Source organism: Marinobacter sp. bablab_jr008 (genome assembly GCF_016464145.1).
Lineage (GTDB): Bacteria > Pseudomonadota > Gammaproteobacteria > Pseudomonadales > Oleiphilaceae > Marinobacter > Marinobacter nauticus.
The window spans coordinates 96332-122243 of the sequence record NZ_JACDWW010000073.1; the positions used below are offsets into that span (position 1 = coordinate 96332).

A 25912-nucleotide genomic window follows, 5' to 3' on the forward strand; every position below is an offset into this window, starting at 1 on the left:
CTGTTGTGGCCTGTGATTTCAGCTATCATTGACCAACAGTTGTTGTAAAAGCAGAGGGATAGCCATGTACCAGCTCGTGTTCAAAGGAGAGTGCACACCAGGCACCGATCTGGAAACCGCTCGCAACAATGCCCGGGCCCTGTTCAAGGCCAGCGTCGAGCAGCTGGACCGCATGTTCAGTGGGCAACCGGTCGTCATTCGTAACAAGCTTGAGCAGGTTCAGGCCGAGAAGTATCTGGCGGTGCTGAAAAAACACGGAATGGTGGCGTATGCACAGCCGATGCCCGGAGCCGAGCCGGCCAGACCAGCACCGGCGCCCTCTGCTCAGACTCTGGCCTCACAGCCGGTCCCGCCACAGTCTCCGGCACCAAAGTCGGCGCAACCGGAAGCGAAATCCGGTAACACTCCAGCCGTTGAACCGGGCGATCGCCTGCCAGTGGCCGGCGAAAAGGTGGATGATATTCTGGCCGGTTCCGGCCTGAGCCTGGACCCGGTCGGGGTGACTCTGGTTGAGCATCAGGAGGCTGAGGCACCGATGTTTGAGCATCTTGATGACTGGACACTGGCTCCGGCCGGCAGTGATCTGGGTATAAAACGGGATCTCCCCCCACCGGTTGTGCCGGATACCTCCCATCTGTCACTGGCCGACGATGACAATAAACAGAGCTCGTGACGGGATTGTGAGCACTCGTTGGCCGTCCTGGTTGCTGTGCATTCTGCTTGTCCTGCCCGTATTCCCTTCTGCTTTCGCCGATGCTGGCGCGAGTAGCGCTCGCCCAACCATTGGCCTGGTGCTCAGTGGCGGTGGCGCCAAAGGTATGGCCCATGTCGGTGTATTGCGGGTGCTGGAAGAAATGCAGGTGCCGGTTGATGTGGTGGTCGGTACCAGTGCCGGATCGGCCGTTGCCGCCCTCTACGCCACCGGGATGCCGGTGGAAGAAATTGAAAAGCGCTTTATCGGGCTGGACTGGCTGTCCAGCTTTCGCGATGACCCGGGCCGGGCCTACAAGCCGGTGCGCCGAAAGCAGGACGATTGGCGCCTGCCTCTGGTGCCGGGTATTGGCGTCGGTTCCGAGGGCGTTCGGTTTGGTGGCGGACTGGTTACCGGCCAGAATCTCGGGTTTATTCTCAATGAGCTGACCCGTAACGCCGCGCTGGTGGATGACTTTGATCAGCTACCCATCCCCTTTCGGGCTGTGGCCACTGATCTGGAAACCGGTGTTGAAGTGGTGATTGGCGACGGCAACCTGGCCGACGCCATTCGTGCCAGTATGAGCATTCCCGGCGTATACGCCCCGGTGGAAAGAGGCGGGCGATTACTGGTGGATGGTGGGGTGGCCAACAACCTACCGGTCAGCGTGGCCCGGGACATGGGGGCTGATGTGGTCATTGCCGTGGATATCACCGATCCGCTCATGACCACAGAGGACATGCGCGAAGCTTTTTCAGTGGTCGGGCAGCTCACCACGCTGATGACCCGGCGCAACACCGAATTACAGCTGGGCCTGTTAACCGATCGCGACATTCTGATCCAGCCAGATCTGCAAGGCCACACCTCTGCCGATTTCTACGACGCGCCGGTGCTGTTTGAGCTGGGGGCCAGTGGAGCCAGGGATCATGCTGTGGCCCTGAACCGGCTGGCGGTGTCTGACTCGGAGTGGCGGGATTACCGTGCACGGCTCCGGGCCGAGAAACTGGCACCGGGGCCGGTCGTCCGGATCGAATTCCGTAAAGGCGACCGCCTGGCCAGTGATTTTCTGCGCGAGCGGATCCGGCAGAAAGAGGGTGAGCCGCTCGATGTGGAGCAACTGGAAGCCGATCTCAAACGCATCTACGGGCTGGGGTACTACGAGACCGTGTCCTGGTCCATGCGTCCTTCCGAGGCCGGCCCCGTGCTGATTATCCAGGCCAGGGAGAAGAGCTGGGGGCCCAACTATCTGTCGTTTGGCCTGAATTATGAGGACAACTTCGACGGCGATACACGATTCAATCTGGCCACCGGGTTACGGATGACCGAACTCAATCGCCTTGGCGCGGAATGGCAGACCGGGCTCCAATTAGGCACCCAGCCCTGGGTGCGTAGCCAATGGTACCAGCCTCTGGATTACGGTTATGACCGGTTTGCGGTGGTTGGGGTTGAATATCGCCGTGATGATTACAGTGTCTACGACAACGGCGACCGTATTTCCGAGATAGATGTGACCTTTCGGGAAGTGGATCTGGCCCTTGGCATGGAACTGGGTGGCGATGGCGAGATCCGATTGGGTTATGTCCGTGGCTATGCCACCGTGGATGACGAAGTGGGCGTTCCGGTTGCACCTTCCGGTAAGGTGCATCAGGGCTACGGCAGCCTGCAACTGGTGCATGATTCCCTGAGTGATGCCTTCTATCCGAAATCCGGTGCTTTTGCCGGTATCCGGGCCAGAGTAGAGCGGGAAGAGCTCGGCAGTGACCGGGAGTTCGATGCCCTCACCGGCATGTTGCTGGGAACCGGCACCTGGCAACGTTTCAATCTCACCGGCTTGCTGTATACCCGGCAGGTCATCAGCGGTGAACCGGGCGTTGAGAACGCAGCGCGTCTTGGCGGTTTTCGGCAGTTGTCAGCCTACGCCCCGGGCGAGATCACAGGAAACGATGCCGTTTTACTGGCGGCCTGGGCCAGGCGCGAATTCGGCGGGCCGGTGCTGCCCTGGTTCACCGGCCTGGGATTTGAGACCGGCAATGCCTGGGAGCAGATGGATGATGCCACCTGGTCTGGGCTGGTGCGATCCTGGAGTGTTTTCGCCGGTGTGGATACCTTCCTGGGGCCGGTACAGCTCTCGGCCGCCTATAACAACGAAGACGAATGGACCGCATACCTCAATATCGGCTTCTCATTCACCCAGCTGTTCTACTGAGTTTTCGCGGTATCAGTTGTTCAGAGCGGATAGCACCTGCTCACACTGCTGCACGGCATAGCGGTGCAGGATATCGGCCAGGGCCTGTTCGTCCCGTTCCCGTATTATCCGGATGGATTCTTCCATGTGCACCAGGTTGTCTTCCAGAACCTTTTTGCCGCCATGGCGCAGGGCGACAAAGGCGCAACGCTTGGCAGAGGGCCAGAGATCCTCGATGGCCGAGACAATAAAGTAATTGTCGGCGTACACCAGTGAGGCTTTGGTGTATTCAATACCCAGCTCCAGAAACGCCATCAGATCGTTGTTCTGAAAACGGTCACGCATCTGCTCGTACAGGGATTCCAGCCGCTGCATGTCATTCGGTTGCCACTGACGCACCAGCTTCCGTCCGGTGTGAGTCAGGTACAGTTCCAGAGTCTCATAGAGACTGCGGACAAAGTGTTCATCCAGCGGCGTGACGAACGCGCCTTTGCGGGGGACGTTACGCACCAGATGGCGCTTCTCCAGCAGCAGCAGGCCTTCCCGGATGGAGCCGTGGCTGACATCCATCTGCTTGGCCATGGCACTTTCATAGATGCGCTCGCCGGAACGGAGTTGCTCGAAGGCAATCAGATTTTCAATGTGGCGAGCGACCTGTTCGGTCAGGGTTTCTCTGGGTTTGAATGCGTTCATGAAATGTTCGTTTACAGCATCAGTCGAGCGCTCATGTTCGCACAAGCGCCCGCCCGGGGCCAGATCAAAGCAGGGGCGCCAATAGTCGTACCGCCCGGCAGCCCAGCCGGAACAGGATTGAGCGCTGGCGATAGTCGTTTTCGGTCATGGGCCGGCTGGCGCCCAGATCTTCCTCCAGCATGGTTTCCACCTGCTGGATAAACGCCGGGCTGGTGTTGACGGCGGTAATCTCGAAGTTAAGGCGCATGGACCGGTTGTCGAGGTTGGCGGTGCCGATGGCGGCGTAGCGGCTGTCCACCAGAACCACTTTCTGGTGCATGAAGCCGGGCTGGTAACGATAGATGCCGATGCCGGCCTGACTGGCCTGTACCAGATAGGAATAGGCGGCCAGCCGGACCAGTGGGCTGTCGGTTTTCTCCGGTATCAGGATGCGAACATCCACCCCCCTGAGCGCCGCCAACTGCAGGGCATTCATGATCTGGAAATCCGGCACAAAATAGGGCGAGGCAATCCAGATCCTGGTGCGCGCGTTGTTGATGCAGTTCAGGAAGAACAGGGTGCAGGTTTCCCAGGTGTCTGCCGGGCCGGTGGGCAATACCAGTACTTCCTGGTCGCCGGGAGGCTGAGACACGGACGCCCAGTTCAGTTCCGGCCGGGTATTGCTGGCCCAGTTCCAGTCCTCCAGCCAGGCCAGCTGGAGGCCGGTGACAGCGGGCCCTTCAATCCGGCAATGGGTGTCGCGCCAGGGTTCCTGGTCCATGGCGGTGCCCAGGTATTCGTCGCCCAGGTTGATACCACCGACGAATCCCACCTTGCCATCGCAGACCAGGAGCTTGCGATGATTACGGAAGTTGATCTGGAAGCGCCGACGCCGGATGTTGCCGTCACCAAACGAGGCAATGCGGGCGCCGGCAGCAGACAGTTCATTCAGCCATTTGCGGGACAGAAACGCGCTGCCAATGTCGTCATACAGGAACCAGACCTCCACGCCCTGGGCCAGCTTGCGTTCAAGGATGGCCTTGATGCGCTGGCCGACACGGTCTGAGCGGACAATGTAGAACTCCAGCAGCAGATAATGGCGGGCGTCTTCCATGGCATCGAACAGGGCTTCAAAGGTGGCTTCACCGTCTCGCAGCAGCGTGCAGTGGTTGCCAGCGGTGAACGGTTGCCGGCCGAGTTTGCACAACACCTGCAACTCGTCGCTGAAATGCTCCTGGCCCGGATTGGTGATGGAGGTGGTCTGGTTTTCAAAATTATCGAGCAGGCTGGTCAGAGACTTGTTACCCATGCGGCGAGCCTTGACGTAACCACCAAAGCGATAACGACCAAACAGCAGGAACATGGGCACGGCAATGTAGGGCAGGCCCACCAGCGCGAGAATCCAGGCTATGGCTCCCTGGGCCGTTCGATAGGTGAGCAGGATGCGGTAAATACAGGCCAGCGCCGCCAGGTACAGCGCAGCCAGCGGAATGGCCAGTAGCGAAAGGTTCTCTGTGATCATGACTCGTGTCCCTGATGACTGGCCCGGAACTGGGCCGGGGCGACACCGGTCCAGCGCTTGAACGCACGGCTGAAGGCACTCAGCTCGGAGAACCCCAGGAGAAAGGCGATTTCGCCAAGTGCGTACTGGTCGTCGGCGACATAGCGCAGGGCTTTGTCCTTGCGGACCTGCTCCACCAGGTCGTGGAAACTCATGCCTTCTTTCTTGAGTTTTCGGTACAGGGTCTGGCGGCTCATATGACACTGCCGGGCCAGGGTGTCGGCGTCAATCCGGTCGGTGGCCATCTGCCGGGAAATCAGGCGACGCACCTTTCGGCTGAACGAGCGGCGGGTCTGTAGCCGGGCCATGACCGCATTTACCTGTTTCAGCACCGCTGAGTAAACATAGGGATTCCGGTGCGGGATGGGGTGGCCCAGGTGCTTGCTGTTAAACGCCATGCGGGTAACGCCACAGCCGAAATGGACAGTGCCACCGAACAGTTTGCGGTATTCACCGGCATATACGGGCTCCGGATGGGCAATTTCCAGCCAGTCAGCCTCGATACTGCGATGGATAAAGTGCCGGGTCCGGCACAGGGCGGCGGCCAGGGTGCGGTCCATGTCCTGGCGACAGTAATGATCCGGACGATCCGGCTGCCAGGTCAGGATGGCCTGGTCCGGGGTTTGCTCAAAACTCAGGGTGACTGATTCGTTGATCAGTCGGTGCAGCCGGACATACTGCACCACGGCTTCGCCCAGAGTGTCGCAGTTGAAGAACACATGGCCGACCAGCCCCATGCGCTCGGGGTCGATGACCTGGCCGGCATGCAGGCCGACGCCCGGATCGGCGGTCAACTGCTCGGCCAGTTCCCACAAACGGTAATGGGCAGAAGCGGGTACCCGTAGGTCCGGATCTTTCAGAGTCGCCAGTGTCAGCCCGGTAGCCTGTTCCACCCGGACACGATCCAGAAGACCCCGTGTTTCCAGATAATGCACCAGCGCCAGTGTGCTGGATGCCGCCACCTGGGGCGATTCCGGATATTCGGTCTGGGGCTGCATGCCTGGGTTCTGCTCCCGTTTGTTATCTGGTGGACTGATACAAAATGTCAAATGATTGGGACAGCAAGTCAACGGGTTGCCACTGCTTCAACGATAGCATGTTGGCTATCAGGTTGAAGTAATGCGTTGCAAAGTGGAGGTGTTGTATGGAACAGGAAATCTTTGTACCCCATAGCGAAATGGAGCGCAAAAACGTTCTGGCACTCGCTGAATACCTGGACAGCATTTTCTATTGCTGATCTTTCAGGCGTATGTCTGTGACCTTCCAGCCGGGCCATGCCCGGCTTTTTTCTGCCCGTGGGGTTGTCACCAATTTCCCCTTGCCCCGTAAACTGGCAGTGGTAGTGTATCCGGTTTGATCCGACAACCGGAGGCTGCCAGACCATGAGTGTTGCACTGAACCACCGAATTTCCGGTCAGGGAGATCCCTTGATCCTGCTGCACGGACTATTTGGTTCCCTGGAAAACCTGGGTGGTATTGCCCGCCGGCTTGAGGACGGCTGGCAGATCCATGCTCTGGATGAACGCAATCACGGCAGCTCTCCCCATACTGACGACATGGACTATCCGGCTATGGCCGAGGATGTCATTGCCTATCTGGATGCCCAGGGTATTGAAAAAGCCAGTCTGCTGGGCCACTCCATGGGCGGCAAAGTCGCCATGCAGGTTGCCCTGAAGCATCCTGAGCGGGTGCGGTCATTGATTGTGGCGGATATCTCGCCGGTTACCTACAAGGCCCACCACGACGCCATTCTTGAAGGCATGCAGCAGATGGATCTTCGTGGCGTGAAATCCCGCAGCGAGGCGGATGCCCGCCTGGCCAAGTTTGTCGAAGTGGCGGGTGTGCGCCAGTTCCTGCTGAAAAACCTGGAGCGTATTCCGGCCCAGGAACAGGCCGACGACGAGGTGGCCTTCCGCTGGCGGCTGAACCTGTCTGTCATTGATGCATGTTATGACAAGCTGGCGGCAGCGCCGGAAGGGCAGGGACCTTTTGAGGGACAGGTGCTTTTTATCAAGGGTGCGGATTCCGCCTACATCCAGGAGAAACACCGGGACACCATTCGTACCCTGTTTCCGGGCGCCGAGTTGAAAATCATTGAAGGCACCGGGCACTGGTTGCACGCGGAAAAGCCGGACGCTTTTGCCATGCTGTGCCGGCGTTTTCTGGAACAGGCCTGATCTTGTCAGAAACCCTGTGATGTCTGCTAAGGTTAGGCACACGGAGTTATCCGCCGGGTCGCCTGCGGACAAAGAATCATAAAAGGGAACGGGCGCGCATGATGAAATGGTTGCTGGTTGGCTTGCTGGTTGTCTTTTTGTTGCTTGGCAGCTTTCTGCTGACCCCGTCTCCGATTGACAGTAAAGCCTGGGATGCGCCCTCTCCACCGGCCATGACCGGTGTGCTGGCGCCCAATGAACGGTTGCGGCTGGCGGATCTGCTTGCTCGTGGTGAGGTGTACGGCCCGGAAGACACCACCATCGGCCCTGATGGTGTGCTCTACACCGGTACCCAGGATGGGTGGATTGTTCGTGTTCACCCTGATGGTACGGTGGAACACTGGCTGGAAACCGGTGGCAGGCCGCTTGGACTTGTGTTTGACAGCAACGGCAATCTGATTGTCGCCGACGCCTGGAAAGGCCTGTTATCCATTACCCCTCAGGGTGACATCACGGTGCTTACCCGAGAGGCCGAGGGCACCCCCTTCCGGTTCACGGATGATGTGGTGATCGCCCCCGATGGCCGGATCTATTTCACCGACGCCAGTTCCCGCTTCCAGCAGCCTGATTACGTACTCGACTTGCTGGAGATGCGTCCTCACGGCCGGCTGCTGAGATACAATCCGAAGACCCGGAAAACCGAGGTGCTGCTGGGCAACCTGCACTTTGCCAACGGTGTGGCGGTAGCCCCTCAGGGCGATTATGTGCTGGTGAACGAGACCTGGAAATACCGCATTCTCCGGTACTGGATCAGTGGCCCCAAGGCTGGCAGGGCTGAGGTATTTGCCGACAACCTGCCGGGTTTTCCGGATAACCTGGCGGTGGATGGTGAGGGCCGTTACTGGGTCGCCTTCCCGACCCTGCGTAATCCCCGGGTCGATGCCATGCACAAGTCCCCCTGGCTGAAGGATCTGGTTGCCAAGTTGCCGGAGAGCCTGAAGCCCAAGCCCCAGAACTACGGTCTGGTAGTCGCCTTCGATAGCAAGGGCCAGATGCTGACCAGCCTGCACGACACTCGCGGTACTCATCTGCAGGAGATTACCTCAGTTAACCCCCACGACGGTGTTCTATACTTTGGTTCACTTCACAACGACCGTATTGGCCGGCTACCGTTGCAGGCCATCCCCGGCCTTGGAGAAGCCACCCCATGACTGATGCCCCCGCCCTGAACTGGGATTTGCCCGGCCCGTTCACTCTGGAAATCTCGGTTCAGGCCGAAGATACCGATCGACTTGGCCATGCCAATAACGTGGTGTACATCCGTTGGCTGGAGGAAGTGAGCTGGGCCCACATCGAGAGCCTGGGCATGACCTGGGCCCTGCACGAGGAAACCGGCAAGGCCATGGCCATTACCCACACCGACGTTGACTACCTGATGTCGGCTAATGCCGGCGACCAGCTGGTGCTGGGCACCTGGCTGACGGACTGGGATGGTCGTTTTCGCTCGGCCCGACAATTCCAGTTGATTCGCAGGGCCGATGGCAAAACCCTGTTGCGGGGCCTGTCTACTCACGCCTGCGTTGATATGAAATCCCAGCGCCCGGCTCGGGCGCCGAAAGCATTTGTCGATATTCTGTCCGGCGCTCTGGTGCCCGGCGGCCGGGGCCTGCCGCGCTAGGGCCGTCGACGGAAATATCTGCTAGTCTCATCCTTGATGCCCTTCGAGGGACATCTGACCCCATGCACTCCGGAGGCAACCATGGAACCTACCGACGTTAGTGAATCAATCCTCATGCAGCACGTCATCTACGGCGAGTTTGGTGAGCGGGAGGTGCTTCAGGTGGCGCAGGCTCCGGTGCCTGAGCCCCGGGAAGGTGAAGTGGTCGTCCGAGTGCATGGCGCCGGTTTAAACCCGATTGACTGGAAGACCCGGAAGGGGCTGGGGTTCGCCGCCCGACAGATCGAAAACCGGCTGCCCTGGACGCCGGGGTACGACGTTGCCGGTGAGGTCGTCGCCGTTGCTGAGGGCGTAACCACCCTGGCCCCGGGGGACCGGGTAATGGGTATGGTGGGCTTTCCGGCCGGCGGTGGTGCTTATGCGGAGTACACACTGGCTCGTGCTGACGAGTTGGCCATCGTCCCTGATGAGCTTGATCTGGTGACTGCCGGCGCGGTGCCCCTGGCGGCATTAACGGCCTGGCAGGCTCTGTTTGAGGTGGCCAGGCTGGAATCCGGTCAGAAGATACTGATTCACGCCGGGGCTGGCGGTGTCGGCCATTTTGCGGTTCAGTTTGCGCTGGAGCGTGGCGCCCATGTGGTGGCGACAGCCTCACCGGCCAATCGGGATTTTCTGGCAGAGCTCGGCGTGCACGAAGTGATTGATTACCACACTACCGACGTGGCTGAGGAGTGCTATGGCCTGGATGTGGTGCTGGACTTGGTGGGAGGGGAAGCCGGCAAACGCTCCCTGCATACCCTGTCAGAAACCGGCGTGCTGGTGACCGTTCCCACCGTGACCGCCGATGACATTGTCAGCGCCGCCGAGGCCATGGGGCTTCGGGCCCATGGTATGACCGTGAGGCCGGATGTGTTTCACCTGGACGAGATCGCCGAGCTGATTGAGGACGGCGATGTGCGGGTTCACATTGAACAGGCTTTCCCGCTGGATCAGGTGCAGGCCGCCCACGCATTGCTGGAGGGCGGCCACGTCCGTGGCAAGCTGGTGCTTGACTGCCGCTGACGGAGGCGAATAGCGTCAGGCTGGAGCGGCACCGCTTGCCGTTTTGTCGCCCTTCTCACCGGCAGGTTCTTCCCGGTCCCGACGTTCCTTCTGGGGTTGTGGGGGAACCAGGCTGATCAGTACCCAGTCGTCACCGGGCTCGAGGGTTTCCATGTCCTTGACCGGGTGAATATGGTCCCGACTGTCGCGTACGAACAACACCAGGGCCTGGTTCTGATACTGGTTCAGAAACTGCTGGTAGCTGAACTCTTCGCTTAGCTGCGTGGTTTTCACGGTGTAGCCCTGGCTGACCAGGCTCGCCAGCTTGGCATAGCTGACACCATCGAACAGACCCCGGGTTCGCTGCACCTTGCCTGCGGTCTGAAGCCGCGCCCGCTGATCCTGGTCGCCTTCCACCAGACCAAATACCGAATCATCTCCGAACCAGTCCAGAAAATGGTAGGTGGCCAGACTGTTCATCTGCTTGTATGGCGACAGTATCAGGAGGTTGCCGATTCCGGTCAGGTCCATATGTGTGGCGGCATGTTCCGACACCGGATTGCCGAAATACACCGGCAGGTTTTCCATGCGCGCCTGACGCACGTTCTCCCAGTTGGTGTCGGTCAGCATGGTGGGAATGTCATGCTTTTTCAGAGCCTGGGCCACCAGCCGGGCTACCGGGTTGGCGCCCAGTATCAGGAAGCCGTGGGCAGGCGGTTCCTGAACTCCCAGCAATTTTGCCACTGGCCGGGCAGTGAGGCTTTGCAGGGTAACGGTGGTGATGATGAGCATAAACACCAGCGGTACCAGCACGCCGGCACTCTCATACCCGATTCGTTCAAGCTGGAATGCGAACAGCGCTGAGACCGCCGCAGCGACAATGCCACGTGGAGCAATCCAGCTCAGGTACAGCTTTTCGCGCCAGTTCAGTGTGGTGCCAATGGCCGAGAGGAAAATGCTCGCGGGGCGTGCAATCAGCATGAGGATAGCCAGCACAGCAACCAGGCCCCAGCCCAGTTCGGCGATGGCAGCAAACTCCACGCGGGCGGCCAGAATGATAAACAGGGCCGAAATGAGCAAGACACTGAGGGATTCCTTGAATTCCAGAATGCTGTCGACCGGAACCTGCTTCATGTTAGCCATCCAGATGCCCATCACGGTGACGGTGAGCAGGCCCGATTCATGTGCCAGTTCGTTGGAGATGGCAAAGACACCCAGCATGAAGGTGAGCGTGCCGGCGTTATGCAGGTACTGCGGGATCCAGTGCTTTCTGAGGACCAGGCCGTTCAGGTAGCCGGCGGCGGCACCGATGGCAAAGCCTACCAGCAGGGTTTTGCCAAAAATATAGAGGGAATGGCTGAAAACATTGCCTTGGCCCCAGGAAACGATGCCCTCGAACACCAGAACCGCCAGCAATGCGCCCACCGGGTCAATGATGATGCCTTCCCAGGTGAGGATGTTCGCCAGCTTGGAGGTGGGTCGTACAGCCCGGAGCAGGGGCGCAATCACCGTGGGCCCGGTGACCACGGATATGGCGCCGAACAACAGTGCGACTTCCCAGGACACTTCGAGAATCCAGCGGGCGGCCAGGGTACCGATGATGCAGGTGACAATGGTGCCCACCGGAATCAGGTTACGCACCATCTTGCCGTGGCCTTTTATTTCCTCGTAGCGCAGGGTAAGGCTGCCCTCGAACAGGATGATGGCCACTGCCAGGGAGATGACGGGAAACAGCAGGTCGTCAAAAATGGCTTCCGGTTGCAGGAAGCCGGTCACCGGGCCGGCAAGGATGCCGCCGGCGAGCAGGAACAGGATAGCCGGCATGCGTACTCGCCATGCCAGCCACTGACAGACCAGGGAAGAAACGCCGATACCGGCCAGAATTAACGTGGTGCTTACGGCCATAAAAGGGCCCCGATGGTTGAATTAGGCGTTGGCCTTACGGGCGACGCGGTTCAGCAGCCGGGACGCTGCGAAAAAGCCGAAACTCGCGGTCACCGGGCTGGCAGCACCAAAACCGGTGGCGCAGTCGAGCCGCACCGGGCCATCGCTTGTCGGTTTCTGTTGACATACCTCGCCGTCCGGGGCGGGATAGGTCAGTTGTTCCAGAGAGTATACAGCTTCTACGCCGAAGCGCCGTTTCGGGTTTCGGGAAAAACCGTATTCCCGGCGCAACATATTACGGACCTTGGCCAATAATGGATCCTGTGTGGTTTTCGCCAGGTCTGCAACCTGGATCTGGGTCGGATCCATCTGGCCCCCGGCACCACCGGCACAGATGATCGGAATCTTGCGCCGCTGGCAGTGGGCAATCAGCGCCGCTTTTGCCTTCACGCTGTCGATGGCATCCACCACGCCGGTCATGTCTTCTGTAATCAGCTCCCCGACATTCTTCACCGTGAGAAAGCCGAAGTGCACCCGAATGTCCGCCTGGGGATTGATGGCCCGCAACCGCTCCGCCATGGCGTCGGTTTTGGTGCGACCATACTGGCCCTGCAGAGCATGCAGCTGCCGGTTGGTGTTGGAGACACAGATGTCGTCCATATCAATCAGGGTGATGGTGCCGATACCACTGCGCGCCAGGGATTCCGCCGCCCAGGAACCAACACCGCCAAGGCCGACAATGGCAATGTGGGCATTGCGGAAAGCATGCAGGGCCTTGCGGCCGTACAGACGCTCTATGCCGCCAAAGCGGAGATGGTAGTCATCGGTGGTCATGCGGTCTCTACTGGAGTATTAAAAATGCAGCGTGCATTGTACTTGTGTAGCAGGACTGGCGAAAAGCATTCATAAAAAAAGCCGCGCAAAGCGCGGCTTCAAGAAGGTACCAGCCTCGCAAGGAGGCGGGTTGGACTAGTTCAGAGACACTAATCAACGTGACTATTATCAATTTCTGATCTGTCTTGATGAAGGTCACAAATTGCCATTTGTCGGTCATTTCCGGCCAGAATTTTTGGCCTGACCGGAAACTCTGCCGCTTAGGCCATCCACTGCTCATCTTCCAGGGCCATCAGGCTGTCTTTGCCGGACTGGATATCCCGTAGCAGCCAGTCCGCCTCGGGCATCAGTTTCTCGAAATAGAAACGGGCGGATACCTGCTTGCTTTCCAGTAGTGGCTTGTTACCTGCGCCTGCTTCGAGCTGCTGGCCAGCCACCGCAGCCATGCGGGACCACAGATAGCCGATGACGGTCAGGGCTGTCAGACGCAGATATGGTGTTGCCGCAGCGCCAGCCTGCTCCGGATCTTTCGGGGCATTCTGGGCCAGCCACAGAGTGGCCTGCTCAAGACCCTTGACGGCGCCTTTCAGTTCTTCCCGGTAGGGCGCATCAGGATTGTCTTTCAGGTAACCCGTCAGCTCGGCAAACAGGGCGCGTACCAGTTGCCCGCCCTTCAGCGACAGTTTGCGGCCCACCAGATCCATCGCCTGGATGCCGTTGGTGCCCTCGTAGATACGGGCGATACGGCCATCGCGTACCAGTTGTTCCAGCGGCCAGTCCTGGGTGAAGCCGGAGCCACCCAGCACCTGCTGGCCCCAGTTGGCGTTGTTGTAGCCCTCATCGGTCAGGAAGGCTTTGACCACCGGCGTCAGCAGCTGTACCAGGTCGTCGGCGTTTTCACGAACCTTTTCGTCCGGGTGTGCCACCGAGAGATCCAGTTGATGGCCGGTAAACAGTGCCAGTGCACGCATGCCCTCGTTCAGCACTTTCTGGCGCATCAGCATGCGGCGTACATCCGGGTGCACAATGATCGGGTCGGCCGGGCCGTCGGGGTTTTTCGGGCCACTCAGGGAGCGGCTTTGCAGACGCTCTTTGGCGAAGGCCAGGCTCTCCTGGTAGGCCATTTCCGCCAGGCCCAGGCCCTGCATGCCCACCATCAGACGAGCTTCGTTCATCATGGTGAACATGGCGCTCATGCCTTTGTTGGGCTCGCCCACCAGCCAGCCCTTGGCGCCTTCAAAGTTCATGACGCAGGTGGCGGAACCCTTGATGCCCATCTTGTGCTCCAGGCCACCACAGAAGGCCGGATTGCGCTCACCGGAGTCTGGCAGGAACTTGGGTACCACAAACAGGGAAATCCCTTTGGTGGTGTCTGGCGCGCCCGGCAACTTGGCCAGCACCAGATGGACAATGTTGTCCACCAGATCGTGCTCACCGCCGGTGATCCAGATTTTGGTGCCCTCAATCGCGTAGCTGCCATCATCATTCGGCGTGGCTTTGGTGCGAATCAGGCCCAGATCGGTGCCACAATGGGGCTCGGTCAGGCACATGGTGCCGGTCCATTCGCCGGAAATCAGTTTTTCCAGATACGTCTGCTTAAGCTCTTCCGAGCCGTGGGCAAAGAGGGCGCTGATGGCACCATGCGTCAGGCCGGGGTACATGCCCAGCGACAGGTTAGTGGAGCACACCATCTCGTCCACCACGAATTTCAGCGTGTGAGGCAGGCCCTGGCCGCCAAACTCCAGTGGCGCGTCCAGCGCGGTCCAGCCACCTTCGACAAACTTCTGGTAGGCCTCTTTGAAGCCGTCTGGAGTCTTGACCAGTTTGGTTTCGGGGTCGTAGCTGCAGCCCTGACGGTCGCCAACCTGGTTGGTGGGCTGAATGACCTCTGCCGCCAGCTTGCCGGCCTCATCAATGACCGCGGAGATCAGGTCCGGTGTGGCATCGGCATATTTTTCCAGCTCGTGCAGCTTGTCTGCACCCAACACATCAAACAACAGAAAGCGAAGATCGTTCGCTGGTGCCTGGTATTGCATGGATACTCTCCTGTTTTGATTTGACGGTCTAAACGACCGCCGGATATCGTCGTTCTGATCTGGAAGCCTTTCTTCATACGGGCGTTTGAATTATTTGGTTTGCTTCAGGATGGCCCGAACGCATTGATTTTTCGTATCAACGACATGGGCTTGATTGATAATCGGGAGATCGGTGAATGACGACCGTTATTGCGGGGGTGTCCGGTGCCATCGGTGCGGCATTGGCCCGACGTTATCTGAGCAGCTATCCGGACCGGAGCCTGATTGGGCTGTGCCGGAGGCCGGAGACGGCGCCGGACGATTTGAAGAATCACTCTGGCGTGAGATTGATGGCCTGGGATGCAGAGGACGAGCAGCGGCTTGATGTCGCCGAGTTCAAGGCTGTGCTGGAAGCTTCTGGTCCGGTTCAAACCGTTATTTATGCCGCAGGCCTGCTGCACGATGGCCAGATGTTTCCGGAGAAACGGTTGGAGGATATCGATGGCCGAAGCATGATGCGGAGCTACCAGGTGAACTGCCTCGGGTTTGTCTCGCTGATGCAGAGGCTGGCTCCGGTGCTGAGGGGAAAGCACTTCAAGCGTATTGCCGCGGTGTCTGCGAAAGTGGGGTCTATTTCGGACAACCAGTTAGGGGGCTGGTACGCCTATCGCGCCTCCAAGGCGGCGATGAATATGGTGGTGAAGAACCTTTCTATTGAATTGTCGAGGCGTTACGCGCCACTGGCATGCGTTTCCCTGCACCCGGGCACCACCTTGTCGTCGCTGAGCCAACCATTTCAGCAGTCGCTGGAGCAGTTAACGGTGCACGAGCCAGAGCAGACGGCAAGCAATCTGTTTTCGGTTCTGGAAAGCCTCGATGCCAGGGATAATGGGCGTTTTATCAGTTGGGATGGCAGTGATCTGCCATGGTAGCGAAGTCATGCTGCGGCGGTGCCGCAGCACGCTGTTAACGCAGGAACGGATTGAGCAGACGGGTGAAGGCCCCGGTCAGCTTCAGGGGGGCGCTCAGCACTGACAGCGTGATGCAGTCTTCGCAACCGACGGCCACCGGACGATGTTCGTCCTGTTCGTTCAGAACCACAAAGTCCCACTGATTGAATACGCCCTTCTGGTCGGCAAATGCCCCTTGCAGCACAATCGTGGTTTCATCGCCACGGTGGGTATGGGCCGGCGCCTTGCCGCCCGCTACCAGTTTTTGCAGGACGACCCGCTCGTTCTGGCCGGGAAACTTGTCGGTAATGTCGAGCACACTCACGTCCGCAAGCTGACGTTTCCAGGGCAGCGCATTGATGTCATCCCCGAGCAGTTTCTGCAGAGGGCTCACCTTTGGCTGGGGAACCACCGGGGATGATGCTTGCGGGGAGCTATCGATACGCGCCATCAGTTGATCAAAGCTCGAATCAGCCACCGTCACCTTTGGCTGGTGATCCATCATGACCGCGCCCAGACTGTTCAGAGTATCGACCCGGCTACGGCAGTGGGGGCACTGCTCCAGATGCAGGCGGATGCACAGTGCATGGGGCTCGCTCAGGTTGCCCGCACTGTACTCCATCAGACTCAGGCTGTCGGGATGGTGCCGTGTCATACGTTTTGATCCTGCAAAATCACTTTCAGTTTGTTCAGTGCCAGGCGAACCCGGCTTTTCACGGTGCCGAGAGGAATGTTGAGCTCATCTGCCACCATCTGGTGGGATTTGTGCTCCATATACACCTTCGCGATTACGGTAATCTGCTCTTCCGGGAGCTGGCTCAGCGACTCCCGGATGCGCCGCTCGGACATCAGGCGGTGCAGGGAGGTGACCGGCTCGTCTTCATTATCACCCGGGATCTGCCAGAGATCCTCGGTTTCCACCGCCATCTCAGCACTGGTGCGCTGCATTTTGCGCAGCATATCAATGCGCTGGTTCCGGGCAATGGTGAAAATCCAGGTGGATGCGGCCGCTTTGCGCCAGTCGTAAAGACAAGAGCGGCGCCAGATAGAGACGAAGACTTCCTGCACCAGCTCTTCCGCGTGGCTGGCCAGCCCGTTCGAGATTGCGTAGTACTTGATCTGCGGGGCAAAGTGCTCGAACAAAGCATGATAAGCCGCCCGATCCTGATGCTTGCCGACTTTTTCCAACAAAACACCCCAGGGGTCTTTGCGCCCTTCGGTTTTCGTTGGTTGCTGCTCCAGTGTTGTCACCGGGCGCTCCTTGACAGTTATCGTATTTGAGCTGGCTATGGTCATCATTCTATGCACTCGTCACAGATTTGTCAGTGAGAGTGTTTACGCAATGGATTACCGGGCGGATTCATGGATTCCGAAAAAATTGTCGGGATGGCCTGAAGGCCGGAAGAACTGCGTCACCGGGGTTATTGCCGGTTGCCCCGGCAGGGGCTAGTCTGATCGGTAAAACAACGATCAAAAATTCCAGACCATGAACGCAACGCTCTCCAGTGGCTCTTTGCCCGTTATGCGGGTGCATTACGCTGAAATTCTCTGCCAGTTGGCAGAGGAGCGTGGGGTGCGTCGTTCGGATCTCGTGTCAGTGGCTGGTATTCGAAACAGCCAGCTCAGTCATCCCGACAATTTCATTACACTTGATCAGTTCACGGCGTTATGCCAGCAGGCACTGACCCGCTGTGGTGATGAATGCCTGGGGCTGGAATACGGCAAACGCCTGAAGTTCACCGCGCACGGAGCCCTGTCCCAGGCTGCCATCAGTTGCGACACCCTGGAGCAGGCGCTGGCGGTGTTGATCAAATATTTCCGGATCCGGTTTGCCTACATGTCGCTGGCGTTCTTTGTCGAGGATGAGGATGCAGTGATTCAGCTGGAGATTCACCACGACACCGAGAAGCTTCATCGGTTTAATATCGAAGTGGTGATGGCCACCCTGATGGATGTGAATTACCTGTTATTCGGCACTCAGTTACTGGATGGCGGGCGGTGCCTGGTGGATTACCCTCGCCCCGAGGATGTTGAGCGCTACCAGTATCTGTTCGGCGGCAAGGTCACGTTCTCGGCGGGAGTAAACCAGTTGCGTTTTCGCAAGTCGTTTCTGGGATTACCGATGTCACTGTCCAATCCGGTTGCCCGCCGGGTGGCAGAAGCCCAGTGCGAGGAAGAAATGCGCCAGATGGAAGCTTCTGCCTCGGTGAGCGATCGGGTCTTGCGTTTGCTGGAGTCTGCCCGGGATGGTCGTTTGCCCGGCCTCGAGGATGTGGCGCAGCAAATGGGGGTGTCGCCACGAACGCTTCGGCGGCAGCTCTCCGCCGAGGGTGGAGGCTTTCATGGTCTTCAGGAGAGTGTGCGACATCAGCGTGCCCGGGAGCTGCTGTTGCGCCATTCGGCGATGAGCATTGACGAGATTGCCGAGCATCTGGGTTACAGCGACCCGTCCAATTTCGGCCGGGCCTTTCGCAAGTGGGAAGGAGTGTCGCCCTCGGCCTGGCGCCGGGACAATCAGACCTGATCACGTCTTTTCGTCCATCCTGACGTCTTATCCTTCTTCCAGGTAGGTATAGCCCTCAAGCCCGGAGGACAGCTCGGCCAGCAGCGTTTGCTGCAGCTCTGCAGCCAGGCCGCTGTGCCGGAACTTCTGCCGGTAGGCCTCAAGCAGGTTGGCGGGTTCGAAATTCACATAACGCAGTACTTTCGCCACGGTGTCCCCGGTAATGGCTTTCCCCACCTGATATTGCCCCTGTTGGTCCAGTTTCACGTCCACCGAGTGGGTATCGCCAAACAGGTTGTGCATATCGCCAAGAATTTCCTGATAGGCGCCGGTCATGAAGAAACCCATCAGCAAAGGAGACTCCGGGTCGTGTTCAGGTAGTGGCAAGGTGGTTTCGATGCCCTGGCCGTCCACGTACTGATCAATCCGGCCGTCCGAGTCACAGGTGATATCCTGGATCACGGCCCGCCGGTTCAGTGACCGGTTAAGCCCGTTGATCGGCATCACCGGAAAGATCTGATCGATGCCCCAGACATCGGGCAGGGACTGGAACAGGGAAAAGTTCACGAACAGTTTCTCAGCAAGCTTCTCGTTCAGCTCGTCGATGATTTCCCGGTGCGCCCGGTTGGCGCTGTCCAGCTCGGCCCGGAGCATCCGGCAGCAGCGCACGTACAGGGTTTCGGCCTGGGCCCGCTCCTGCAGGGACAGCAAACCGTGGGCAAACTGGGCGTGGACATCGGCCATGGCGTGCAGGATGTCGTGATAGATTTCCGCCAGTGAGCGGGGCGAGTCCTCATCCTGAAGACTTTCCAGGTCTCGCCAGAGATCCTGCAGCGGCGCGGGGGCCTCAGCAGCGGGTTCCGTAGGCTCGCGGTTGTCCGGGTATTCGCGGTCAATCACATTGGTGACCAGTACCGAGTGATGCGCGGTGAGCGCCCGGCCGGATTCACTGATCAGGTCCGGGTGCGGGATACCCTGGCGGTCACACTCGGACTGCAGCACGTGCACCACGTTGTAGGCGTATTCGAATACGCTGTAGTTCATGGAGCAGCTACTGCGGGAACGGGTTCCTTCGTAGTCGACACCCAGGCCGCCGCCGATATCGACGGTACCGATGGGGGCGCCCATAGCGTGCAGTTCCGTGTAGAAGCGAGCGCACTCACGCAAGCCGGTCTGGATGTCCCGGATATTCGCAATCTGTGAGCCCAGATGGAAATGCAGCAGTTGCAGGGTGCCCAGGGCTCCGGCCTGTTTCAGGGTATCCACCACATCCAGTACCTGGCTGGCAGACAGACCGAACTTGGATTTCTCGCCCCCGGTATTCTGCCAGTTGCCCTTGCCAATAGTCGCCAGACGGGCTCGCACGCCAATCAGCGGGGAAATGCCCAGCTTCTTTGCTTCTTCCAGAATCAGTGGCAGTTCCGACTGCTTTTCCACCACGATAAACACCCGGTGACCCAGTTTCTGGCCGATCAGTGCCAGGCGGATGTACTCCCGGTCCTTGTAGCCGTTGCAGACAATCACCGAACCGGCCTGCTTTGCCAGCGCCAGTACGGCCATCAACTCCGGTTTGCTGCCGGCTTCAAGGCCCACCTGGTTGGCTGAGGCGGCCGGTTCGGCTGACAGCAGTTCTTCCACCACCCGGCGCTGCTGGTTTACCTTGATGGGGTAAACCGCGGTATAGCGGCCCCGGTAGCCCTGCTCCTGAGTGACTTTGTTGAAGGCATTGCAGAGCTTGTTGACCCGATCGTGCAGGATATCGGTAAAGCGAATCAGAACCGGCAGGGGCACACCGGCTTCGGCCAGCGAGCGAGTCAGCGCCGGCAGGTTGATGCGGGCGTCGCTTCTGCCCCGGTCCGGGCAGATTTCAACCTCGCCCTGACCGTTGACTGAAATGTATCCGTCACTCCAGTGAGCGATGTTGTAGACCTTGTGGGCTGGTGATGCAGCGGTTTCAGCCATTGTTGCTATCCTGTCAGGGAACCCGGGGCGGCCGGCGGGCCGGTAACAGGCTGCATTGTAGGAGCTGACCACTGCACCTACAATACGCCCCTTTCAGATGCCCCGGCACATTGCAGCGGCACACAGTGGGAGACAGACATGACCGCATTGAACGAAGGCTGGTTCACCGAGGTATTTCAGGACCAGGGCACCGCTTTTTCCCTTCAGGTAAAGCGCAAGCTCCATGAAGAGCAGACGCCATTTCAGAAACTCGAAATCTATGAAACCGAAACCTTCGGCAACCTGATGGTTCTGGACGGCTGTGTGATGCTGACCACCAGGGACAATTTCCTGTACCACGAAATGATGACCCATCCTGCGCTGTTCACCCACAAGGACCCGAAAAAAGTGGTCATCGTCGGTGGTGGCGACTGCGGCACCCTGAAAGAAGTGCTGAAACACCCAGGAGTGCAGGAAGCCTGGCAGGTGGAGATCGATGAGCGGGTAACCCGCATGTCTGAGAAGTATTTTCCAGAACTGTGCGAAGCTAATGGCGACCCCCGTGCCAACTTCTTTTTCGGTGATGGCATCCAGTGGATGCGTGATATCGAGCCGAACAGCATTGATGTGCTGATTATCGACAGTACCGACCCGGTGGGTCCTGCGGAAGGCCTGTTCGCGCTGGATTTCTATCGCGATGCCATGTTGGCCCTGAGGGAGGGCGGTATCATCGTTCAGCAGAGCGAATCCCCCCTGCTGCACACCAATACCATCATCAAGGACATTCACGATGATATGCACAAAGCCGGTTTTGGCCATGTGCAGACATTGCCATTCCCCCAGCCGGTATACCCCACGGGCTGGTGGAGCTGCACCATGGGCAGTAAGGAAAACCCGCTGAAGTATTTCCGCGAGGAAGATGCCAACAACCGCCCCTTTGTCACCCGTTACTACAATGCCGGGGTGCACCACGGTGCCTTGGCCATGCCGCAGTTTATGGTGGATGCGCTGGAAGATGAGGTTCGCCCGGAAGAGGGTTGAACCAGAGCTTAAAGAAAAAGGGCGCCACAAGGGCGCCCTTTTTCGTTCCGATAGGTAGCGGTGTTACTGCTTGCCGCTGACAAACTCCGGATAGGCTTCCATACCGCATTCGGAGAGGTCGACACCTTCGTACTCTTCCTCTTCGGTCACACGGATGCCCATGACAGCCTTCAGGATACCCCAGACGACCAGACTGGCTACGAATACCCAGATGAAGATGGTCAGGGCGCCGATGATTTGGCCGCTGAAGCTGACATCGCCGTTGGTAACCGGTACCAGCAGCAGGCCCAGCAGACCACAGACACCGTGGGCAGAGATGGCGCCGACCGGATCGTCGATGCGCAGCTTGTCCAGAGTGACGATGCTCAGTACCACCAGGATGCCGCCCAGGGCGCCCCAGATAGTGGCTGTCAGCGCGCTCGGGGTGGATGGCTCGGCGGTGATTACTACCAGACCGGCGATCGCACCGTTCAGCAGCATGGTCAGATCAGCCTTGCCAAACATCAGGCGAGCGGTGATCAGGGCGGCAATAGCGCCACCGGCAGCGGCTGCGTTGGTGTTCAGGAACACCATGGCCACGGAGTTGGCACTGGCGACGTCGCCGAGTTTCAGTACAGAACCACCGTTGAAACCGAACCAGCCCATCCACAGGATGAAGGTACCCAGAGCGGCCAGCGGCATGTTGGCGCCCGGGAAGGCACGGATTTCACCGTTGGGGCCGTATTTGCCTTTACGCGGGCCAAGCAGCAATACACCAGCCAGGGCCGCAGCGGCACCTGCCATGTGTACGATGCCGGAGCCGGCGAAGTCACTGAAGCCAAGATCACCGAGGTTGTACATACCGAACACATCGGCGCCACCCCAGGTCCACGCGCCTTCCAGCGGGTAGATAAAGCCAGTCATGAAGACCGCGAATACCAGGAACGCCCACAGCTTCATGCGCTCGGCAACCGCGCCGGACACGATGGACATGGCGGTGGCCACGAACACGACCTGGAAGAAGAAGTCAGAGGCCGCTGAGTAGATGGAGCCGCCGGTGAAGCCGTCTTCACGGGTGGCGAAGTCACCCAGTACGCCGTCCACGTCCACATCGGCGATGCCGGAGAGGAAGACGTTACCGCCGTACATGATGGCGTAACCGCACACCAGGTACATGGTGCAGGCCACGGCAAAGAGCGCGACGTTCTTGGTCAGGATTTCGGTGGTGTTTTTAGCACGCACCAGGCCGGACTCGAGCATGGCAAAGCCTGCGGCCATCCACATGACTAATGCGCCACACACGAGAAAATAAAAGGTATCTATTGCATACTGCAGGTGAAAGAGATTGCTTTCCATAGGAAGCCCTCCGCACAAGGCTCTTCAGGTTATAAGTTTTTTGCGTTGGCTGGGTGTCAGTTCTGGATCAGACCGCTTCTTCGCCGGTTTCGCCTGTCCGGATCCGGATAGCCTGTTCCAGTTCAGTCACGAATATTTTGCCGTCGCCGATCTTGCCGGTATTGGCTGCCTTGGTGATGGCTTCGATGACCTGGTCCAGCAGGTTGTCGCCAATGGCGATCTCCACTTTGACCTTGGGCAGGAAATCCACCACGTATTCCGCGCCACGATAGAGCTCTGTGTGGCCTTTCTGCCGACCGAAGCCTTTGACTTCAGTGACGGTTACGCCTTGTACGCCAATCTCGGATAGTGCCTCACGGACATCATCCAATTTGAAAGGCTTGATGATCGCTGTCACAAGTTTCATTGCTTTCTCCTTGGTAAAGCCGTCCCAACAGTGAGGGCCCGTCGGCCGGTTGTTGAGTTCGGGATGCTGCCACCTCGCACATCAATTGTGCGGATTGCGTACGAGGGCTTTAGCATCGGGTATGCCAACGCAAAAAATAGCTTTTAAAACAAACTCTTAATTATTGTCTGTGCCGAAATGGCGCAGCTTGATGCACTGTTGTGGTGCATTGTGCCTGCGATTGTCTCAAAACAGCGCAGTCGGGCCATCGGCCGCGGCCATTATAATGCCGACCGGGTACAGTATGGCAGGGGGTAGGGTGTGATACACTCCCGCAAACACCCCGGCGACACGGAAAATAGTCTGATATCGCCGAAAAACCGATACGAGAGGTGATTGATGAAAGGGCCCCAGGAAATTTTTTCTCAGTTGCAGGGTCAGTTTGGCCAGTTTGTTCCCGATATGGCTCGGGCAGCCCGGGAAGATTTTGAAACCCAGGCCCGGGCCACGGTGATGTCGGTTCTGTCCCGGCTGGAGCTGGTGACCCGGGAAGAATTTGATGCCCAGCAGGCGGTCCTGATGAAAACCCGTGAAAAGGTTGAGGCCCTGGAAAAACGTGTTGCCGAACTGGAGCAACGCCAGAGTTCCTGATGGTTTGCCCGGGCGGCAGGGTCGCTGCCCGCAACGACTGATTGTTCTGTGCCATGGAAGGTTGTCATGCTCGCTATTGTCCATTCGCGCGCCAGCATTGGCGTCTCTGCTCCCCCAGTTACCGTTGAGGTGCACCTGTCTGGTGGCCTGCCGGCATTATCCATCGTCGGGTTGCCGGAAACCGGAGTGAGGGAAAGCAAGGATCGGGTTCGCAGTGCACTGCTGAATGCCGGTTTCGAATTCCCCGCCCGTAGAATCACCATCAATCTCGCGCCTGCTGACCTGCCCAAAGAAGGTGGCCGTTTTGATTTGCCCATTGCCCTGGGCATCCTGGCAGCCTCCGGCCAGATTCCCCCCGAAAGCCTCGAAAGCCACGAGTTTCTCGGAGAGCTGTCCCTGGATGGTGCGCTTCGGCCCCTCAAGGGGATATTGCCCGCGGTACTGGCGGCTCGCGAAGCAGGCCGTTCGCTGTTGCTACCTCAGGACAACGCCGAGGAAGCTGCCCTTGCCAGCCGTGATGATGTGCTTGCCGCCAGCCATCTGCTGTCAGTATGTGAGCATCTGGCGGGCCGTGCCAGACTGGTTCCTGTTCCTCGATCTGAAACGCCGGGAGACGGTGCCGCAGCGGTGTCTGTGGCCGATCTCTCAGAGGTGCGAGGCCAGCAAGTGCCCCGTCGGGCGCTGGAGGTGGCCGCAGCTGGCGGTCACAATCTGCTGTTTTTCGGCCCTCCCGGAACCGGTAAAAGTATGCTGGCGAGCCGGTTACCGGGCATTCTGCCAGGTTTGCCAGATGAGGCGGCCATGGAGGTGGCCAGCGTGCATTCCGTTGCGGGCCAGCCGCTAAAGCCAGGTGGCTGGCGTCAGCCACCATTCAGGGCGCCTCATCACACGGCGTCTGCGGTGGCGCTGGTGGGCGGTGGCAGCAGTCCTCGCCCGGGCGAGATCTCTCTGGCGCACCGGGGGGTGTTGTTTCTCGATGAACTGCCGGAGTTTGAACGGCGGGTCCTGGAAGTGCTGCGGGAGCCTATGGAAACAGGCGAAATCTCCATCAGCCGGGCGGCGCGGCAGGTCACTTTCCCAGCGCGATTTCAGGTTGTGGCCGCCATGAACCCATGCCCGTGTGGTTACAGTGGTCACCCCAATATCGAGTGCCAGTGCACGCCGGCACAGGTGATGCGTTATCGGGCAAAGATCTCGGGGCCGTTACTGGATCGGTTCGATCTGCATGTGGAAGTTCCGGTGCAGTCCGGAGAGGTCTTGCTCGGTTCCGGGGTGTCCGGTGAGAGTAGCGCCAGTGTCAGGGCCAGGGTTCTGGCTGCCAGGGCCCGGCAGGAGGCTCGTGGGATGCTCAACTCGGCCCTCTCGGGAGCGTTGCTGGATCAGGCTTGCCGGCTGGATGCCGCCAGTGAGCGGTTGTTGACCCGGGCCATGGAGCGACTGGGGTTGTCGGCCCGGGCGCTCCATCGAATATTACGACTGGCCCGCACCCTGGCGGATCTGGAGGGTGCTGAACACCTGAGCCAGTCGCACCTGATGGAGGCGCTGGGTTACCGTCAACTCGACCGTCAGGCTGGCCAGGGGTCGGTTGTCTCCGCCTGAAGCTGCTGACTCTGGTAAACTGTGTGCCAGGTTTATTCCATGAGATCCGCTTTGAAGCTTGAGGACACAGAATGACTGACCAGAACGAGACTCAGGATACGAATCCGGTCACCACACGCCGCGGTGTTCGCAGCTTTGTACTGCGCCAGGGGCGGATGACCGAAGGTCAGAAGAAGGCCTTCGATCGCAACTGGGCCAAGTACGGACTGAGCCGTGACAATGGCATGATCGACCCCCGTGAGGTGTTTGGCCGCGATAACATGCTCAACCTGGAGATCGGTTTCGGGATGGGCAAATCCCTTGCCGATATGGCCGAAGCTGCACCCGAGCAGGATTTTATCGGCGTGGAAGTGCACCTGCCTGGCGTCGGCGCCTTGTTGAAAGAAGTGGAATCGCGTGGTCTTGAGAATGTGCGGGTATACAGCATTGATGCCAATGATGTGATTGACCTGTGTCTGCCGGATGCCTGTCTGGATCGGGTGATGGTGTTCTTTCCGGACCCGTGGCACAAGAAAAAGCATCACAAGCGCCGCTTGATCCAGCCGGAATTTGTACAGCGCATCCGCCATAAACTCCGGGTGGGCGGTATTCTGCACCTGGCCACTGACTGGGAGAACTACGCTGAGCATATGCTGGAAGTGATGAGTGCGTCAGAAGGCTTTGCCAATACCCAGGAGCAAGGTGGTTATTCGCCCAAGCCTGATGACCGCCCGATCACCAAGTTCGAGAAGCGTGGCGAAAGTCTTGGCCACGGAGTATGGGATTTGTTGTTTTATCGCACCAACTGAGT

Annotated in this window: 23 protein-coding genes; 12 read left to right on the forward strand and 11 right to left on the reverse strand. The window is 59.0% G+C overall.

Going from position 1 to position 25912, the window contains the following annotated elements:
* Positions 1 to 64 precede the first annotated feature (64 nt).
* Together JIF53_RS14610 and JIF53_RS14615 are read left to right on the forward strand one after the other, a co-directional pair.
* The gene (locus tag JIF53_RS14610; RefSeq protein ID WP_022992135.1) at positions 65 to 673 is read left to right on the forward strand and encodes a hypothetical protein; all 609 of its coding nucleotides are present in this window, start codon (positions 65 to 67) and stop codon (positions 671 to 673) included.
* Positions 651 to 2897, forward strand: a complete 2247-nt coding sequence (locus JIF53_RS14615) for a patatin-like phospholipase family protein (protein WP_199453058.1) — start codon at positions 651 to 653, stop codon at positions 2895 to 2897. The genes JIF53_RS14610 and JIF53_RS14615 overlap by 23 nt, the downstream gene beginning before the upstream one ends.
* A gap of 12 nt (positions 2898 to 2909) precedes the next feature.
* Here the strand turns inward: JIF53_RS14615 and JIF53_RS14620 are convergent, their stop codons facing one another.
* The 3 genes from JIF53_RS14620 to JIF53_RS14630 form a co-directional block, all read right to left on the reverse strand.
* A complete protein-coding gene (locus JIF53_RS14620) occupies positions 2910 to 3569 on the reverse strand; it encodes a GntR family transcriptional regulator (protein ID WP_041654509.1) in 660 nt (219 codons plus the stop codon).
* A gap of 64 nt (positions 3570 to 3633) precedes the next feature.
* A complete protein-coding gene (cls, locus tag JIF53_RS14625; protein WP_014420370.1) occupies positions 3634 to 5070 on the reverse strand; it encodes a cardiolipin synthase in 1437 nt (478 codons plus the stop codon).
* The gene (locus JIF53_RS14630) at positions 5067 to 6107 is read right to left on the reverse strand and encodes an AraC family transcriptional regulator (protein WP_041654510.1); all 1041 of its coding nucleotides are present in this window, start codon (positions 6105 to 6107) and stop codon (positions 5067 to 5069) included. The genes cls and JIF53_RS14630 overlap by 4 nt, the downstream gene beginning before the upstream one ends.
* Before the next feature lie 384 nt (positions 6108 to 6491).
* Between JIF53_RS14630 and JIF53_RS14635 the strand changes: the two genes are divergently transcribed.
* The 4 genes from JIF53_RS14635 to JIF53_RS14650 all read left to right on the forward strand — a co-directional run bounded on the left by JIF53_RS14635 (position 6492) and on the right by JIF53_RS14650 (position 10005).
* Entirely contained in the window at positions 6492 to 7286 is a 795-nt protein-coding gene (locus tag JIF53_RS14635; protein WP_014420373.1) for an alpha/beta fold hydrolase, read from the forward strand.
* 101 nt (positions 7287 to 7387) lie between these two features.
* Entirely contained in the window at positions 7388 to 8476 is a 1089-nt protein-coding gene (locus JIF53_RS14640; RefSeq protein ID WP_041655364.1) for an SMP-30/gluconolactonase/LRE family protein, read from the forward strand.
* Positions 8473 to 8943: an acyl-CoA thioesterase gene (locus tag JIF53_RS14645; RefSeq protein ID WP_041654511.1), complete on the forward strand. Its 471-nt coding sequence runs from the start codon at positions 8473 to 8475 to the stop codon at positions 8941 to 8943. The genes JIF53_RS14640 and JIF53_RS14645 overlap by 4 nt, the downstream gene beginning before the upstream one ends.
* A gap of 81 nt (positions 8944 to 9024) precedes the next feature.
* The gene (locus tag JIF53_RS14650; RefSeq protein WP_114434727.1) at positions 9025 to 10005 is read left to right on the forward strand and encodes an NADP-dependent oxidoreductase; all 981 of its coding nucleotides are present in this window, start codon (positions 9025 to 9027) and stop codon (positions 10003 to 10005) included.
* A 15-nt stretch (positions 10006 to 10020) separates the two neighbouring features.
* On the opposite strand, the gene JIF53_RS14655 is transcribed toward JIF53_RS14650, so the two are convergent.
* The 3 genes from JIF53_RS14655 to JIF53_RS14665 all read right to left on the reverse strand — a co-directional run bounded on the left by JIF53_RS14655 (position 10021) and on the right by JIF53_RS14665 (position 14738).
* On the reverse strand, positions 10021 to 11889 hold the full coding sequence (locus tag JIF53_RS14655) for a cation:proton antiporter (protein ID WP_199453060.1): 1869 nt from the start codon (positions 11887 to 11889) through the stop codon (positions 10021 to 10023).
* A gap of 21 nt (positions 11890 to 11910) precedes the next feature.
* Entirely contained in the window at positions 11911 to 12702 is a 792-nt protein-coding gene (tcdA, locus tag JIF53_RS14660) for a tRNA cyclic N6-threonylcarbamoyladenosine(37) synthase TcdA (protein WP_199453062.1), read from the reverse strand.
* 260 nt (positions 12703 to 12962) lie between these two features.
* Positions 12963 to 14738 carry an acyl-CoA dehydrogenase C-terminal domain-containing protein gene (locus JIF53_RS14665; RefSeq protein ID WP_121208256.1) on the reverse strand — a complete coding sequence of 592 codons (1776 nt, stop codon included), beginning with the start codon at positions 14736 to 14738 and terminating at the stop codon, positions 12963 to 12965.
* A gap of 176 nt (positions 14739 to 14914) precedes the next feature.
* Here JIF53_RS14665 and JIF53_RS14670 point away from each other — a divergent pair, with 176 nt between their 5' ends.
* Entirely contained in the window at positions 14915 to 15649 is a 735-nt protein-coding gene (locus tag JIF53_RS14670) for an SDR family NAD(P)-dependent oxidoreductase (protein ID WP_023011743.1), read from the forward strand.
* 34 nt (positions 15650 to 15683) lie between these two features.
* Here the strand turns inward: JIF53_RS14670 and JIF53_RS14675 are convergent, their stop codons facing one another.
* The gene (locus JIF53_RS14675; protein ID WP_023011742.1) at positions 15684 to 16322 is read right to left on the reverse strand and encodes a ChrR family anti-sigma-E factor; all 639 of its coding nucleotides are present in this window, start codon (positions 16320 to 16322) and stop codon (positions 15684 to 15686) included.
* On the reverse strand, positions 16319 to 16918 hold the full coding sequence (locus JIF53_RS14680; protein WP_014420382.1) for a sigma-70 family RNA polymerase sigma factor: 600 nt from the start codon (positions 16916 to 16918) through the stop codon (positions 16319 to 16321). Before JIF53_RS14680 ends, JIF53_RS14675 begins: the two co-directional genes overlap by 4 nt.
* Before the next feature lie 235 nt (positions 16919 to 17153).
* On the opposite strand from JIF53_RS14680, the gene JIF53_RS14685 reads away from it, so the two are divergent.
* Positions 17154 to 18191, forward strand: a complete 1038-nt coding sequence (locus JIF53_RS14685; RefSeq protein ID WP_153740803.1) for an AraC family transcriptional regulator — start codon at positions 17154 to 17156, stop codon at positions 18189 to 18191.
* A 27-nt stretch (positions 18192 to 18218) separates the two neighbouring features.
* Here the strand turns inward: JIF53_RS14685 and speA are convergent, their stop codons facing one another.
* Positions 18219 to 20132 (reverse strand): biosynthetic arginine decarboxylase, encoded by a 1914-nt coding sequence (gene speA / locus JIF53_RS14690; RefSeq protein WP_199453064.1) that lies wholly within the window; start codon positions 20130 to 20132, stop codon positions 18219 to 18221.
* 138 nt (positions 20133 to 20270) lie between these two features.
* Between speA and speE the strand changes: the two genes are divergently transcribed.
* Positions 20271 to 21152 carry a polyamine aminopropyltransferase gene (gene speE, locus JIF53_RS14695; RefSeq protein WP_011784066.1) on the forward strand — a complete coding sequence of 294 codons (882 nt, stop codon included), beginning with the start codon at positions 20271 to 20273 and terminating at the stop codon, positions 21150 to 21152.
* A gap of 63 nt (positions 21153 to 21215) precedes the next feature.
* Here speE and JIF53_RS14700 read toward each other — a convergent pair whose 3' ends face one another.
* Both JIF53_RS14700 and glnK read right to left on the reverse strand, forming a co-directional pair.
* Positions 21216 to 22487 (reverse strand): ammonium transporter, encoded by a 1272-nt coding sequence (locus JIF53_RS14700; protein ID WP_011784067.1) that lies wholly within the window; start codon positions 22485 to 22487, stop codon positions 21216 to 21218.
* Between the two features lie 67 nt (positions 22488 to 22554).
* Positions 22555 to 22893, reverse strand: a complete 339-nt coding sequence (gene glnK, locus JIF53_RS14705; RefSeq protein ID WP_011784068.1) for a P-II family nitrogen regulator — start codon at positions 22891 to 22893, stop codon at positions 22555 to 22557.
* A gap of 378 nt (positions 22894 to 23271) precedes the next feature.
* Between glnK and JIF53_RS14710 the strand changes: the two genes are divergently transcribed.
* The 3 genes from JIF53_RS14710 (at position 23272) to trmB (ending at position 25910) form a co-directional block, all read left to right on the forward strand.
* Entirely contained in the window at positions 23272 to 23523 is a 252-nt protein-coding gene (locus JIF53_RS14710) for an accessory factor UbiK family protein (RefSeq protein WP_011784069.1), read from the forward strand.
* Positions 23524 to 23589: 66 nt separating this feature from the next.
* Positions 23590 to 25122, forward strand: a complete 1533-nt coding sequence (locus JIF53_RS14715; protein WP_011784070.1) for a YifB family Mg chelatase-like AAA ATPase — start codon at positions 23590 to 23592, stop codon at positions 25120 to 25122.
* A 71-nt stretch (positions 25123 to 25193) separates the two neighbouring features.
* A complete protein-coding gene (trmB, locus tag JIF53_RS14720) occupies positions 25194 to 25910 on the forward strand; it encodes a tRNA (guanosine(46)-N7)-methyltransferase TrmB (RefSeq protein ID WP_011784071.1) in 717 nt (238 codons plus the stop codon).
* Positions 25911 to 25912: the final 2 nt, after the last annotated feature.

Coding starts and splice junctions, on each gene's coding strand:
- JIF53_RS14640 (WP_041655364.1), top strand. CDS start 7,388: ATGAAATGGTTGCTGGTTGGCTTGCTGGTTGTCTTTTTGTTGCTTGGC.
- JIF53_RS14670 (WP_023011743.1), top strand. CDS start 14,915: ATGACGACCGTTATTGCGGGGGTGTCCGGTGCCATCGGTGCGGCATTG.
- JIF53_RS14650 (WP_114434727.1), top strand. CDS start 9,025: ATGGAACCTACCGACGTTAGTGAATCAATCCTCATGCAGCACGTCATC.
- JIF53_RS14635 (WP_014420373.1), top strand. CDS start 6,492: ATGAGTGTTGCACTGAACCACCGAATTTCCGGTCAGGGAGATCCCTTG.
- tcdA (WP_199453062.1), bottom strand. CDS start 12,702: ATGACCACCGATGACTACCATCTCCGCTTTGGCGGCATAGAGCGTCTG.
- JIF53_RS14710 (WP_011784069.1), top strand. CDS start 23,272: ATGAAAGGGCCCCAGGAAATTTTTTCTCAGTTGCAGGGTCAGTTTGGC.
- JIF53_RS14665 (WP_121208256.1), bottom strand. CDS start 14,738: ATGCAATACCAGGCACCAGCGAACGATCTTCGCTTTCTGTTGTTTGAT.
- JIF53_RS14620 (WP_041654509.1), bottom strand. CDS start 3,569: ATGAACGCATTCAAACCCAGAGAAACCCTGACCGAACAGGTCGCTCGC.
- glnK (WP_011784068.1), bottom strand. CDS start 22,893: ATGAAACTTGTGACAGCGATCATCAAGCCTTTCAAATTGGATGATGTC.
- JIF53_RS14715 (WP_011784070.1), top strand. CDS start 23,590: ATGCTCGCTATTGTCCATTCGCGCGCCAGCATTGGCGTCTCTGCTCCC.
- JIF53_RS14615 (WP_199453058.1), top strand. CDS start 651: ATGACAATAAACAGAGCTCGTGACGGGATTGTGAGCACTCGTTGGCCG.
- JIF53_RS14645 (WP_041654511.1), top strand. CDS start 8,473: ATGACTGATGCCCCCGCCCTGAACTGGGATTTGCCCGGCCCGTTCACT.
- speA (WP_199453064.1), bottom strand. CDS start 20,132: ATGGCTGAAACCGCTGCATCACCAGCCCACAAGGTCTACAACATCGCT.
- JIF53_RS14685 (WP_153740803.1), top strand. CDS start 17,154: ATGAACGCAACGCTCTCCAGTGGCTCTTTGCCCGTTATGCGGGTGCAT.
- JIF53_RS14700 (WP_011784067.1), bottom strand. CDS start 22,487: ATGGAAAGCAATCTCTTTCACCTGCAGTATGCAATAGATACCTTTTAT.
- cls (WP_014420370.1), bottom strand. CDS start 5,070: ATGATCACAGAGAACCTTTCGCTACTGGCCATTCCGCTGGCTGCGCTG.
- JIF53_RS14630 (WP_041654510.1), bottom strand. CDS start 6,107: ATGCAGCCCCAGACCGAATATCCGGAATCGCCCCAGGTGGCGGCATCC.
- JIF53_RS14655 (WP_199453060.1), bottom strand. CDS start 11,889: ATGGCCGTAAGCACCACGTTAATTCTGGCCGGTATCGGCGTTTCTTCC.
- trmB (WP_011784071.1), top strand. CDS start 25,194: ATGACTGACCAGAACGAGACTCAGGATACGAATCCGGTCACCACACGC.
- JIF53_RS14675 (WP_023011742.1), bottom strand. CDS start 16,322: ATGACACGGCACCATCCCGACAGCCTGAGTCTGATGGAGTACAGTGCG.
- speE (WP_011784066.1), top strand. CDS start 20,271: ATGACCGCATTGAACGAAGGCTGGTTCACCGAGGTATTTCAGGACCAG.
- JIF53_RS14610 (WP_022992135.1), top strand. CDS start 65: ATGTACCAGCTCGTGTTCAAAGGAGAGTGCACACCAGGCACCGATCTG.